Raw genomic sequence first — 11,922 nt, forward strand, 5'->3', positions numbered from 1 at the left:
TCGGGCAAGATGTGTATTAGAAAGGGAACCGGCCTTGGCCGAAATAAGTGCTTTCAAAGCCATGCCACCTGTGGGGATTGATCCCATCGGGGCCTCCAACGAGGGCGCCTCGCTTTATGAACGGATCAGGGAAGACATCATTGAGGGACGGCTCGCCGCCAACGAACGGCTTGTGGTCACCGATCTCGCCCGGCGTCACGGCACCTCGACCAACCCGGTGCGCGAGGCGCTCCAACTGTTGCGCGGGGAGGGCTTTGTCACCTTTGTCGCCAACCGCGGAGCGCGCGTCCGACCCATAGATCAGGATTTTGTCCGGGATATCTACGAAATCGGTGTTCTGATCGAGCCAGCCCTGACGCGATGGTTTGTGAATATGGCTACCGGCGAGGACATCGCCGAACTGGAACGTCTCCAGGGCCTGATCGAAGAGAACAACTTCGCCGACACATTCAGGCACAGTGAACTGGATACTGCCTTCCACACCGTGATGTACCAGCGCCACTATAACCGCCATGCCGCCGAGCTTTGGTGGAAGCATCGCGAGGTGTTGCGAGCCGTGAGCCGGCGTTTCAGTTTCACGCTCGCGCGGCGGGCCGCTATCATGCGCGAGCACCGCGAACTCATCGCGCTCGTAAAGGCGGGAAATGCCGACGAGGCAGCCGAACTCATCTCCCGCCATGTCGAGGGTTCCGGCCGGCATGTTCTCGAACAGATGCGTGCGCGCAACGCCGCCCGGGCCGGATAGAATGTCCAGTCCAGAACATCGCTAGTCCGACCATTTCAGAAAAAGGTAGTTGAGATGAAAATCACGAGCATTCGGCCGTGGCTGATCAAGTCCGATGCTTCCTATTGGGGAGAGTACCTGTTCGTCGAAGTGACAACCGACGAGGGGGTGAGTGGCTGGGGAGAAATCACCACCACGACAAGGCTCGCCAACCGCGCCCTCTGCACGATCCTGCGGCAGATCGGCGTCGCCGTGACAGGTGAGGATCCAGCTCGTATCGAGCATCTCTGGCACAAGATTTTCCGCAGCTTCACCTACATGGGCAGCCGCGGCGCCGCAGTCGAATGCGTGAGCGCCATCGATATCGCTCTCTGGGACATCCGGGGCAAATTCCTGGGCAAGCCGATTTACGAACTGCTCGGCGGACCAGTACGCGATGAAATTATGCTTTACACCCATCCCAACCAGGCCAAATTTACCAGCAAGGAGGCTGTGGTCCGCGAAATCCAAGACATAGTCGAGTCCGGACACACTGCGCTCAAGTTCGACCCTTTCCCCCACCAGGGCCGCAGCGCCGACGGCCTGTCCCGCGAACAGCGCGACGGCTACCTCGATGGCAGCATGACGCGCAAGGACGAGCGCGAGGCTGCCGAACTGACGGCTCTGATCCGCGAAACGGCAGGCCCCGATGTCGACATTCTTATCGATGCGCATGGCCGCTTCGACGTTCCCACAGCCATTCGCCTCTGTCGGAGCCTCGAGGAAGCCGGCCAGATCGACTGGTTCGAAGAGCCCTGTCCGCCCGAGAGCCTCAACGCCCTCAGGCAGGTGCGTGAGAAGGTCAGTGCCGCCATTTCGTGGGGCGAGCGCGGCCACACGAAGTGGGATTTCGTCCCGGTTCTCGAGAATAGGCTCGCCGACTACATCATGCCGGACGTTACCTGGACCGGCGGCATTACCGAACTGAAGAAGATTTCCGCCCTGTGCGAAGCCTACTACATCCCGGTCTCGCCACATGACGCCGCGGGTCCGATCAACGTGGTTGCGGGAGCGCAGGTGATGATGACCGTTCCTAACTTCTACAAACTCGAAACGTCGGAGTGGAACCTGGGCAAATACGATCACCTCATCGACAGACCACTCGACGTTTCGAACGGCAGCCTCAAGCTGACGTCGAAGCCTGGTCTCGGTGTTGAGATGAACCGCGACTACCTGCAGGCCCACGAGATAGAGCTGGGCTAGCAACGCTCTATGCCGGCCCGGCCTGTGGCGTAACGGGTCCGCCGACCAGAACGAGGATAAGCCATGCCAAAAACGGGTGGAGCCGACGAGGCGCTCAATCGGGTGAACACCAACTCCAAGCCGTCCGACCTGCGCATCACCGACCTGCGCGTCGCCGAGATCGTCGGCGCGCCGTTCGCCTCGGCGCTTATCAAGATCTACACCAATCAGGGCATTGTCGGCCTGGGCGAAGTGCGCGACGGCGCCAGTGCGACCTATGCGCTGATGCTCAAGAGCCGGTTGCTGGGCGAGAATCCCTGCGATATCGACCGGCTGTTCCGCCGCATCAAGCAATTTGGCGGTCATGGGCGGCAGGCGGGTGGTGTCTCGGCAATCGAGATCGCCCTCTGGGACCTCGCCGGCAAGGCCTATGGCGTGCCGATCTACCAGATGCTCGGAGGACGGTTCCGCGACAAGGTGCGTGTCTATTGCGACACCGATGCGGAGAAGCCCAGTGGCACCGAGACCGGCAAGCGGCTCAAGGCGCGGATGGATCTCGGTTTCACCTTCCTCAAGATGGACCTCGGGCTGGCGCAGATCTCCCACATCCCAGGCGCGGTGGTCGCGCCGGCTGGCGTGCTCGACGGTTTCCGCACGCATGCCGGTCGCGGCCGGGCACGCACCCCGGACGAGCGCCGGGCGCGCAATGCCGCCTATGACGCGCAGAACGTGCCGCATCCCTTCACCGGCCTCCACTTCACCGAAAAGGGCATCGACCTGCTCGATCAATATATCCACGAGGTCCGTGAAGTGATCGGCTATGAGATCCCGCTCGCCATCGACCATGTCGGCCACGTCTCGCTGCAGGACGGCATCCGTCTCGCCCGGCGGATCGAGAAATACGCACCAGCCTGGCTCGAGGACGTGATCCCCTGGCAGTACACCGAGCAGTATCGGCAGTTGCAGCAGGCAACGTCCGTGCCGATCTGCACGGGTGAGGACATCTACCTCAAGGAAGGCTTCGAGCCGCTGCTCAACTCAGGCATCTCGGTCATCCACCCGGACTTGCTTACCACCGGCGGCATCCTTGAGACCAAGAAGATCGGCGACGCGGCGCAGGACCATGGCGTTGCGATGGCCATTCACATGGCGGAAAGCCCGGTCGCGGCGATGGCCGCCGCGCATGTCGCGGTAGCCACGGAAAACTTCATGGCGCTCGAATATCACAGCGTGGAAGTGGACTGGTGGGACGATATCGTCACGGGCTTGCCCAAACCGCTGGTCAAGGACGGGTTCATCACAGTGCCGGACAAGCCGGGCCTGGGCATCGACGACCTGGTTGATGAAGTCATCAGCCAGCACCTGCAGGAAGGGATCAAAGGCATCTGGCAGCCGACCGATCACTGGGACGACGAATATTCCTGGGACCGGACGTGGAGCTGACCGCCTCACCTTTTGAGGCACGGTTAAGAAAGGCAAAGCATGAAGATCACCGATCTCCGGTGCGCCGTCATCGGCAAACACCCCATCGTCCGCATCGTTACCGACGAGGGCCTCTATGGCCTGGGCGAAGTCGAGTTCACCAAGACCTACCTCAAGCCTTGGGTGCTGCATTTCCGCGACGCGTTGATTGGCGAGGACCCGACCGACGTCGAACGCTGCATGCTGAAGATCCGCCAGCGGGGCTCGTTCAAGCCCTACGGCGCTGCCGTCAGCGCCATCGAGCACGCTCTCTGGGATATCGCAGGCAAGGCGGCCGGCGTTCCGGTCTACAAGCTGCTCGGCGGCAAGGTCCGCGACAAGGTGCGGGTCTATAACGGCTCCGTCCGCAAAAAAAGGACCGGCGACAAGCCCGAGGACTACGCGGCTGACGTCAAATGGATGATGGAGCGACCGGAAAACTTTTTCATGGTCAAGCAGGGCATCAGCTTCCACTCCAACATGAAGACCACCGTACCCGATTTCCACTACGGTGTGCGCCAGCCGCCGACCTATCATGGCGCGATGGACCAGGGCCAGATCAGCGAGCGCGGCATGGCGCACATGATCGAATGCGTCATCGCCATGAAGGAGGTGCTCGGCGACAAGGTTTCGCTCGCACTGGATTGCGGCCCTGGCTGGTTCCTACCGGACGCCATCCGCTTCGCGCAGGCAGTCGAGAAATACAATTTGATGTGGCTGGAGGACATGTTGACGGGCGACTACGTGCCGTGGGTCAATCCGCAGGCCTACCGTGAACTCACGATATCCACGTCCACCCCCATCCACACGGGAGAGCAAATCTATCTGCGTCATAACTTCAAGGAACTGATCGAAACGCAGGCCGTCCGCATCATCGGTCCGGACCCCGCCGACATCGGCGGCATCGCCGAGCTCAAATGGGTGGCCGAGCATGCCTACATGCACTCGATCCTGATGGCCCCGCACGGCACGGCGAACGGTCTGCTGGGCCTCGGAGCGCTGATCAATGTCTGCGCCACCCTGCCCGCCAACTATATCGCCTTTGAATATCCCAGCGCCTCCGACCCTTGGTGGGAGGACATCGTTGTGGGGCTGCCGACACGGATCGTGAAGGATTCGATGATCGATTTGCTCGAAGCCCCTGGATTGGGCGTCGACATCGATGCCGCAGGCGCGAAGAAGCACCTCGGGGAAGAGGATTTCGGCTTCTTCGACTGAATGTCAGGAACGGGTCATGCGTTCCGTTTCGCAGGGCGCTGCGCGGCGATCGGTGGAGTTGTGCCGCCGAGGCACGCAAGCGCGCGGAGGCCGGTACTATGGATCACAAACCTCACCACTCGAGTGTTATGGAATTTTCGAATTTCGGAAGAAGGGGGTTCGAGTCCAGAACACCGAGATGAACAGGACCGTAAAATACAACGAAATCAAATGGTTAATGTTTTGGTGGGCCCGGAGGGCGTGTTCAAACTGTTGATTTTATTGTCTTTTTCGTGGGCCTGAATCAGAAATCTTCCCGTATCCTTCCGTATGGTTCCGCGATCGATAGCAACGTCTAGCTTAGCGCCTGACGAGACTGGCCGCCTTCACCTCCGCATGATGCGAACATTTTCTGCACCATGCCCGAAGCTTATGCCATTCCCGCAAATCGCCAAGAGCCACGTCGAGGCCGGCATGAACGCTGCCGTCCACAATGTCTGCGGCTCCACAGTCGGCTCGCCCGGCGTTAGAATTTTCTCCATCACATGCCGGCCATTGAGGTGGATAAGCAGCATCCCCGGCCGGCACCTGATAGCTGATTGCCATGCGGCCTGACCGACGAATGAATCCGGCGATCGAAGAAAGTGAGACAAGCGGCAGCGCGTAAATCGCGCAAAATTGAACTCGCGTCGCGCGCTAGCTTTCTTCCCAAAAGTCCTGCAGCGAAGCGTGACGAAGGTCTTCGTCGCCCCTGAGATGCTTCACTCGTGCCTTTAACCCCGGCTTGACCCACTGCGTCGCTGGCCGCTTTGGCATGTCCTTGGGCCGGCATGTTCCTGGACGCGCTTCCACAGCCGTTCCCGCATCTCACGATTGACGCTGACGAAAGCGCTCCCGACATATTTCCGTGTGCCGGGTACCGCCATACGGGCGAAAGCGGGCTTGCCTTGCTCGCGTTCGACACCGAACAATTCGAACTCGCTTTCGGTGAAGGATTTGGTCTTCAGCCAATTGGTGGTCGGGCCGCTGCGATACTTGCTGCCGCGGCGCTTCGACACCATGCCCTCCAAAGCCGGCTTTGTCGATCAGGTGATAGATCGCATTGGCTTCACCCGGCATCGTCTCGCTGAATTGTATGCGGCTATCCGGTGGGATGACGCCTGCCAATATTTCGCGGCACTCATCGAAGGGCAGGTCGCGGAGATCGTGGCCGTTGAGGTGCAGCAGATCAAAGGCAACGAAGTATAGGTCATGCTGGCGCCTTGTGACCGCTTTCCGCAGGGCGGCAAAATCCGAAATGCCCTCCTATTCAAGACGATGATTTCACCGTCGAGTATGGCACTCTCGACGTCCAGCGTCTTGGTCGCCGCCGCCAGATCGCGGTAGTTGGACGTCCAGTCGAGGCCGCGGCGCGTGAATATGCGCGCACCGCCGGCGTCGATGATGATCTGGGAGCGGTAGCCGTCAAACTTGACCTCATGAGACCATCCGTCACCCTGGGGCGGCTTGGCGACCAAGGTGGGCATCATCGGAGGAATGAACTCAAGCCGGCCGGGTCCGGCACGCACTGGTTTACGTACGGAATCGAGTCTAGGCCCGTCCCATCTGGTGGCTAGGGGAACGGATCATGATCATTTACTAAATTAGCAATTCTGCATGAAACGGCTATTATTCGTCCCAGCCGGCGGACACGCCCACACCCCGCCGGTTAGGCCCGGCGGTCGGATGCCTACTCCGCAGCGGCTGTCGGGCCGACCATCTCAGCGAGGATGCAGTGGAAGCGCCAGAGACGATCCAAAACGCCTGGGCCGGCCTTAAGCTGGTTCGCATGGCTATTGAACAGACCTGCCCGGCTGGCGTGTTACCTAGCGAGGAAGCCGTTTTGTTGCTCTACGGCCCAGAGCCCGTTCACGAGGGCGAAGCCCTTGCCAAAGCCATCATCGAGACTGTCACCGGTTAACCCGATGAACGCCAACGGCTCGCCTAGAGCCGAAGCCACTGATATTAGGTTTTTGGCGCGCCGCATCGCCCTTTGAGAATTGCGATCTCGGTTTCGTGGTCGCCGCCCGACATCGAGGAAACCGGCACGCCTATGAGAAAAACGCCCAATGCGTCCCCGGTCACAGCCTTGTTTTGCTGATTTGTTACGATAGCCAAACGCTCTCTGTCCGCCTGCGTGCAGGGGCCGGCATTCGGAACGCCCGCGATCTTGTCGGGCGGCGTGGCGCACGCCACCAGTCCAGCTAGCATTGAAATCGTTAAAGCAAATCGCTTCACAGTCCCCACCCCTTTTACAGCCCGGCGGCAACATCGCGTAGTGGAAGACTGCGCGCAAGCCCGTTCGTCGGCAGATTCGACAACAAAGTGCAAAAGGCGCATGATCCCATCTGGTGTCGGGGGATACCTTCATGCATTGGCGTTTGTATTTCGCCGCCCTATCAGCGGTTCTTATTTCGGTGACGCTGCGTTCGGCCGAAAGCCGCTCTGGCAGCGCGATGTGATGATGGGCTTGGACAGGTCTCGCTACGATAATCGGTCTGACCAGTGGCGGAAGCGAAGCGGGCCAAAGCGGCATCGTCGGCGCTGGTTGTCGGGCGTGCCTGTGCGGCTGGTTTTCGTGACCGTGGCCGCGGCTTCGGCTTTGGCAACGCAATTCGTCATGCAACACACAGGCTCGCTGCCTGAGATCAATCTACAGAATTTGACAAAGCCGGCTCCGGCCCCGATCTCTGGGGTGGCTTCGGTCATTGATGGCGACACGATTGAAATCCATGGGCAGCGCATCCGCTTCAATGGTATCGACGCGCCCGAGAGCCACCAATACTGCAACGACGCCAGGGGTTTCGACTATCCGTGCGGGCGCCGCTCCGCCGAAGCACTGGATGGCTTCCTGTCGGCGTCGAAGCCGGTCCAATGCACTTTCGTCACGTGGGATCGCTATGACCGCTATGTCGGCGACTGCGGGCGCGCGGACGGCTCCAGTGTCGCCGCCTGGATGGTCGAGCATGGCCAAGCGCTCGATTGGCCGACATACAGCAATGGTGCCTATGCAGGGCAGCAAGCTAAGGCGAAGGCGTCGAAGGTCGGTCTTTGGGTAGGGACGTTTCAATTTCCATGGGACTGGCGAGCGCAGCATAGCGACGACCCGCAAGCGACGCCGGCACCGCTTTTCGCGATCGGCAACGGCAACTCAGGCTGCAACATCAAAGGCAACATTTCAGCGGACGGCGAACACATCTATCACGTGCCTGGCCAAAAGTATTACAGCGTCACCAAAATCACCGAAGCCAAGGGCGAAAGATGGTTCTGCTCAGAGGCAGAAGCCGTTGCCGCCGGTTGGCGACAATCGAAAAGATAGCCAGAACGACGGGCGCAAATGGCAGAGGAAATCTACTTTCAATATGGTGACGTGACTGTTGGGCCGAATGTGGCGCATTTCGGGTCCACGCATATCCAATCGCAAACATTGGCAGCGTTAGTATAAAGAGAAATGGACCAGGATCACGCGCGACCATTGCGGTGATCATGGTTGCGTTGGGGCTTGTGATGCTATTGAACGGAGCGATAGCGTTTGGCTTGTTCCTTACTGGTTTTGGTGCAGTTCTTTACAAGATGGCAAAGCCCACCACGGCACTTATCTTGAAGACTTCGAGCGGTGATGTGCAGGCATTTGAGAGCAAAAACGCACAGGTTGTCGCAGACACAAAAGCCGCCATTGAAAGGGCTTTCGTCATTCGCCGATGAAATGCAACGAGTGCTTTGACGGAGGACTGCTCCGCTTTGCACGATGATTCTTTTCGATTTTTTGCAGGCGCGTACCGGGGTCGCTAACCAAAGTGCTCAACGGCGCTCTGCGAGCATATTATGATGGCGAGTTCCATTCTACTCTGGCCGTGATGTGCTGAGCCAAACTGGCGAGGTCGGCGATACAAAGCCCATTGGGTGAAAGGCCGTGTCTGAACGTCAGGAACGCGCCTGATTTCGGCCGTTGAGCCGGCCTTAAGATTGTCCCAAAAGCCGCCGTTCGTTCATTTACCTAGCCTGCTGGCGGGACCGACGGACTTGGGGGGCATTTCGACTAACGGTCCTGAAGCTGATATATCTGCGCTAGCGGTCGCTCCTACGTCGTCTGAACAGACCAAACCGTTGCCACCAGCGATCGAGGTGTATCCCAATGAGTGGGACACCAGGTGGCAGTCTCGCAGTATAATAATGCCTCGTCTTTTCCCGGTGGATGGTTTGCCACTGCTGTGTCGGATTACGGCGCGTTCCCGTAGGATCGGTACATGTCCGCGAAACCTGAAGACGCCAAAATCAAGTTGCCGCCACAAACCGCACCGGCCGACGTTTTATTCGCGATGCGGGCGTTCGCCCGCACAGAGGACGCGAACTGCGTCGCCCACAAGCTCGCGAGCTACATCCGCCTCATAAGCTCGGTGATCAATCTAGAGCGGCTTGATGGCGTGACTGTCGCTTATGATTACGATGCCGCGCTCGCCGAACTCGACCGGGGCGTCGAAGGCTTACGAACGCTCGCCCGGTCTAACGATGATCAGCTTGTCGGCGTCGCCATGTCACCGGCCGTCCTGCGCGACGGCAAGGTCAAGGTTCACCTCGTTTTCAGCGGCGCGTACATCGAGAGTATCGATGCGACCCCCGAAGAGGATGACGCGGAAGCTCAGTCGGGTATGCAACAGGCCATCTATCTAATCGCCCACGAATGCGCGCACGTGCAAGTGACGACGGAGAAGGATGAAGCCTTTCCCGGCACTATCTTCCAGAAGCAGGTCAGCTCCTACGAGGAGCAGATATTCACCCAGATCAACGAGGCCTGCTGGGACGAATATGCGGCCTGCCGCTTTAGCGCGCCGTTCGGCTCGGGACACCTGGCTTATTACGAAGAAGGGTTGCGCGGCGTGGTCGGCGTCGCTCGGCAGAAGGCCGCGGCCGCGCGCGACGGTTTCTGGAAACATCGTGATCTCAACCGGATCGTCGGAGAACTTGGAGCGTCGATGTCGGAGCCGCTCCGAATGACGGCCTATACGTTTGGACATATCGACGGCAGCAATGGCGATGCGGAGATCAGCCAGGAGACCCGACAAGCGATCGAGGAGGCCGGCTACACCGAGGCAATCGAGAAGCTGGTCGCTCAGCTCCGCAAACTCTGGGATGAGCGCGGCGAATGGATGTTTCCGAGCGAGTTCGACGTACTCGGCGATGTCGCCCGGGAACTATTCTACGAGGAAGGACTCCTGATCACCCCGAACGGCGAGGGGGCAAACATTCAGGTGTGGGATCCCGCGATGTATGACGGTCCCGTCGCGGCCTAACGACCGGAGAATTCCGCTCTCCTCCGGCGAGGGGGAGAACTTGTTCGTCGTTTGCTTGTCATGGCTCCATCCTATTTGGAAGTTGGAGTCTCCGGAAAACCCGGCGCGGTTGACTAAGCCCTGCTCGACCGCCTTAACGTGGTGGGCAGCATGTCGTCGATTTCCTTGTCGGAGAACATAAGCTCCTCGTTGTCCTTCAAGGAATCCTGTGCCTTCTTGTAGGCCTTCCCGTCCGTGAAGGGTGTGCCGCCCGATAGATTTCGTGAAGGTTGGTCTGCAGCTCGTCGCGCTGCGTCCGAAGGTCGTCAATTGGCACTGCCGTATTGAGCGCGTCGGTTATCAGGCTGAGGTAAGATTCTCGCACATTCCATATGTCGGACGCGGTTTCCCTGTGTCGCTGCGCGAGGGCACCGGGGTCTAGGTCCTTCTGGTAGGCGTTGTAGATCAGGCTGAGAATGGCAAGCACGACGGTCGCGTATTCCGCATATTGCAGAAGCCCCGTCTCCGCCCTGAAAACGGTCGTCACCGCGCCGCCGGCGATGAGCGCGGACAGGATGATGTTGAACCACTTCGCATACCATTGATGGTCGGCAAGCCGCTCGGCCATCTTCTCGTGGATCTTATGGGTGTAGGCGCAACGGCCGTAACACTCGCGCACTTGGCTCTCGAGTAGGTACCGCGGATCAAATTGGGAAGGTTGTGCCAAAGACGCTCCTCCATTTCGCGCGGCGCTGTGCGGCTTTGTCGTCGGTCTGCATGTTGCAGGCCTCGACGGCGATATTGTAGTCAGTGAGCGCCTTCAACCAGAACACCCCCGTCTTGTAGACGTAGGAACCGCTCCCCGGCATACGCCAGTAAGTTTTCTCTCGGTCGAGGTCGTAGAGATACTTCAGGAAATCCCGCGCCATGTAGTCATGATAGCCGTAGGATTTATCCCGATACCCCCACGTTTCGATGAACTGGTAGGCGAGCGCGTCGATCAGGGCTCCGGTCATCGGAACGCTATTATGGTCTTTCCACACCCTCATCATGCGGCAGAGCGCTTTGAGGTTGCCGTTAACGGCCGTATTGCGGGTCTGGACGGCATTCATCTCTGCCCGGGGATTGCACTGTCGCCAGGTACCTCCCCCGTTAGAATCGGCAAAAGTCCAGGAATCGTCCGTGTTGTTGAAATAGGGGAGGATTTCGAACGTGATCCCGTCCGTGAAGGAGATGACGACAACCTGACCGTCGCCGCCGACCTTGCTGGAGCCGTAGGTTTTGAGAAGGGAGTTTTTCACGGCCTGAAGAAGCGCGGACTGACCGTTGCCCTGATACGCGCTGTATTTGACGTATTCCGCATAGGGGAGCTGGAAGCCGATATCCAGGTCGCTGATTCCGCGCGCGGCGGTGTCGCGACCGTAAGAGCCGACATAGAGACTGTGGGCGGAGCTGGAATCGGTGTTCCAGAAGTCTGTATTAAGGCGCGTGGTGATACGCCGGTACCGTTGTCCGATCGAGCTGATCAGGTCGGTGCCGATATTGTAGTTATTCCGGAAGTTGTAGAACTCGTCAGATACGCCCATCCCCGTCCACCCAGCGGTAATTTCGTCGGGAGATGGCAATTTTATGCTTTCAGCGCAATAGCTTCGGTGTGCGGTCAACGGGAATATTACGCGGCCGACATGACCCTATGCTCGCGGGCTGCGGCAGCGCTGATGTCATGTTCTCCCTCATATGGATATCAGCTCGCGCAGGGACAACAAAGATGAGGGTGACAAGCTAGTTTGCATCCTTGTCAGTCGATAGAGGTAAAATTGGCAAGTCACTAATTCGCTATGGAAGTGGATAGTCGTTACACGCTTTATGGAGCCCCACGACGCAAACTGAATCTTGCAAGACAAGAGCCATTTTATGGCGTCCAGTTGTCCAATTCCATCGATCAGGGTAACCGCTGCCCTCCCGCAGCGGCCACTATCTCGCTCCCATTCCTAAGAGCTGCCGGTCGGC

11 protein-coding genes and 2 pseudogenes are annotated in these 11,922 nt (G+C 59.1%); 7 read left to right on the forward strand and 6 right to left on the reverse strand.

Translation table 11 applies throughout. The annotated features are described in order from the left end of the window. Nucleotides 1–34 precede the first annotated feature (34 nt). The 4 genes from MESS2_RS24875 to MESS2_RS24890 all read left to right on the forward strand — a co-directional run bounded on the left by MESS2_RS24875 (nt 35) and on the right by MESS2_RS24890 (nt 4,624). On the forward strand, nt 35–745 hold the full coding sequence (locus MESS2_RS24875; RefSeq protein ID WP_008877309.1) for a GntR family transcriptional regulator: 711 nt from the start codon (nt 35–37) through the stop codon (nt 743–745). Nucleotides 746–799: 54 nt separating this feature from the next. Continuing rightward, nucleotides 800–1,966 (forward strand): mandelate racemase/muconate lactonizing enzyme family protein, encoded by a 1,167-nt coding sequence (locus MESS2_RS24880; protein ID WP_008877310.1) that lies wholly within the window; start codon nt 800–802, stop codon nt 1,964–1,966. A 63-nt stretch (nt 1,967–2,029) separates the two neighbouring features. Further along, a complete protein-coding gene (locus MESS2_RS24885) occupies nt 2,030–3,388 on the forward strand; it encodes a mandelate racemase/muconate lactonizing enzyme family protein (RefSeq protein ID WP_008877311.1) in 1,359 nt (452 codons plus the stop codon). A gap of 39 nt (nt 3,389–3,427) precedes the next feature. Next, complete coding sequence (locus MESS2_RS24890) at nt 3,428–4,624, forward strand: mandelate racemase/muconate lactonizing enzyme family protein (RefSeq protein ID WP_008877312.1); 1,197 nt, start codon at nt 3,428–3,430, stop codon at nt 4,622–4,624. Between the two features lie 846 nt (nt 4,625–5,470). Here the strand turns inward: MESS2_RS24890 and MESS2_RS34335 are convergent. From MESS2_RS34335 to MESS2_RS24910, 3 genes and pseudogenes are all read right to left on the reverse strand, one after another. Beyond that, nucleotides 5,471–5,902, reverse strand: a complete 432-nt coding sequence (locus MESS2_RS34335; protein ID WP_482805271.1) for an ATP-dependent DNA ligase — start codon at nt 5,900–5,902, stop codon at nt 5,471–5,473. Between the two features lie 44 nt (nt 5,903–5,946). Next, nucleotides 5,947–6,132: pseudogene (locus MESS2_RS34340) on the reverse strand (ATP-dependent DNA ligase); the annotation flags it as partial. Nucleotides 6,133–6,607: 475 nt separating this feature from the next. After that, nucleotides 6,608–6,880 (reverse strand): hypothetical protein, encoded by a 273-nt coding sequence (locus tag MESS2_RS24910; RefSeq protein WP_040593976.1) that lies wholly within the window; start codon nt 6,878–6,880, stop codon nt 6,608–6,610. A 136-nt stretch (nt 6,881–7,016) separates the two neighbouring features. Between MESS2_RS24910 and MESS2_RS24915 the strand changes: the two genes are divergently transcribed. The 3 genes from MESS2_RS24915 to MESS2_RS30325 all read left to right on the forward strand — a co-directional run bounded on the left by MESS2_RS24915 (nt 7,017) and on the right by MESS2_RS30325 (nt 9,933). Next, nucleotides 7,017–7,961: a thermonuclease family protein gene (locus tag MESS2_RS24915; RefSeq protein WP_244440086.1), complete on the forward strand. Its 945-nt coding sequence runs from the start codon at nt 7,017–7,019 to the stop codon at nt 7,959–7,961. A 98-nt stretch (nt 7,962–8,059) separates the two neighbouring features. Continuing rightward, nucleotides 8,060–8,347, forward strand: coding sequence for a DUF6232 family protein (locus MESS2_RS24920; protein WP_280113333.1), 288 nt, complete (start codon nt 8,060–8,062; stop codon nt 8,345–8,347). Nucleotides 8,348–8,889: 542 nt separating this feature from the next. Continuing rightward, complete coding sequence (locus MESS2_RS30325) at nt 8,890–9,933, forward strand: hypothetical protein (RefSeq protein ID WP_008877322.1); 1,044 nt, start codon at nt 8,890–8,892, stop codon at nt 9,931–9,933. Nucleotides 9,934–10,046: 113 nt separating this feature from the next. Here MESS2_RS30325 and MESS2_RS34195 read toward each other — a convergent pair. From MESS2_RS34195 to MESS2_RS24940, 3 genes and pseudogenes are all read right to left on the reverse strand, one after another. Next, nucleotides 10,047–10,139 (reverse strand): annotated as a pseudogene (locus tag MESS2_RS34195) (hypothetical protein); the annotation flags it as partial. Continuing rightward, complete coding sequence (locus MESS2_RS24935; protein WP_008877324.1) at nt 10,130–10,591, reverse strand: SLATT domain-containing protein; 462 nt, start codon at nt 10,589–10,591, stop codon at nt 10,130–10,132. The gene MESS2_RS24935 and the pseudogene MESS2_RS34195, both read right to left, overlap by 10 nt. Before the next feature lie 25 nt (nt 10,592–10,616). Beyond that, the gene (locus MESS2_RS24940) at nt 10,617–11,498 is read right to left on the reverse strand and encodes an SMODS domain-containing nucleotidyltransferase (protein ID WP_008877325.1); all 882 of its coding nucleotides are present in this window, start codon (nt 11,496–11,498) and stop codon (nt 10,617–10,619) included. Between the last annotated feature and the right edge of the window lie 424 nt (nt 11,499–11,922).

Origin of the sequence: Mesorhizobium metallidurans STM 2683 (genome assembly GCF_000350085.1) — a bacterium.
Lineage (GTDB): Bacteria > Pseudomonadota > Alphaproteobacteria > Rhizobiales > Rhizobiaceae > Mesorhizobium > Mesorhizobium metallidurans.

Bases quoted from the DNA above. Each gene is read 5' to 3' on its own strand.
- MESS2_RS24940 (WP_008877325.1), bottom strand. From the start codon at position 11,498: ATGGGCGTATCTGACGAGTTCTACAACTTCCGGAATAACTACAATATC.
- MESS2_RS24890 (WP_008877312.1), top strand. From the start codon at position 3,428: ATGAAGATCACCGATCTCCGGTGCGCCGTCATCGGCAAACACCCCATC.
- MESS2_RS30325 (WP_008877322.1), top strand. From the start codon at position 8,890: ATGTCCGCGAAACCTGAAGACGCCAAAATCAAGTTGCCGCCACAAACC.
- MESS2_RS24885 (WP_008877311.1), top strand. From the start codon at position 2,030: ATGCCAAAAACGGGTGGAGCCGACGAGGCGCTCAATCGGGTGAACACC.
- MESS2_RS24880 (WP_008877310.1), top strand. From the start codon at position 800: ATGAAAATCACGAGCATTCGGCCGTGGCTGATCAAGTCCGATGCTTCC.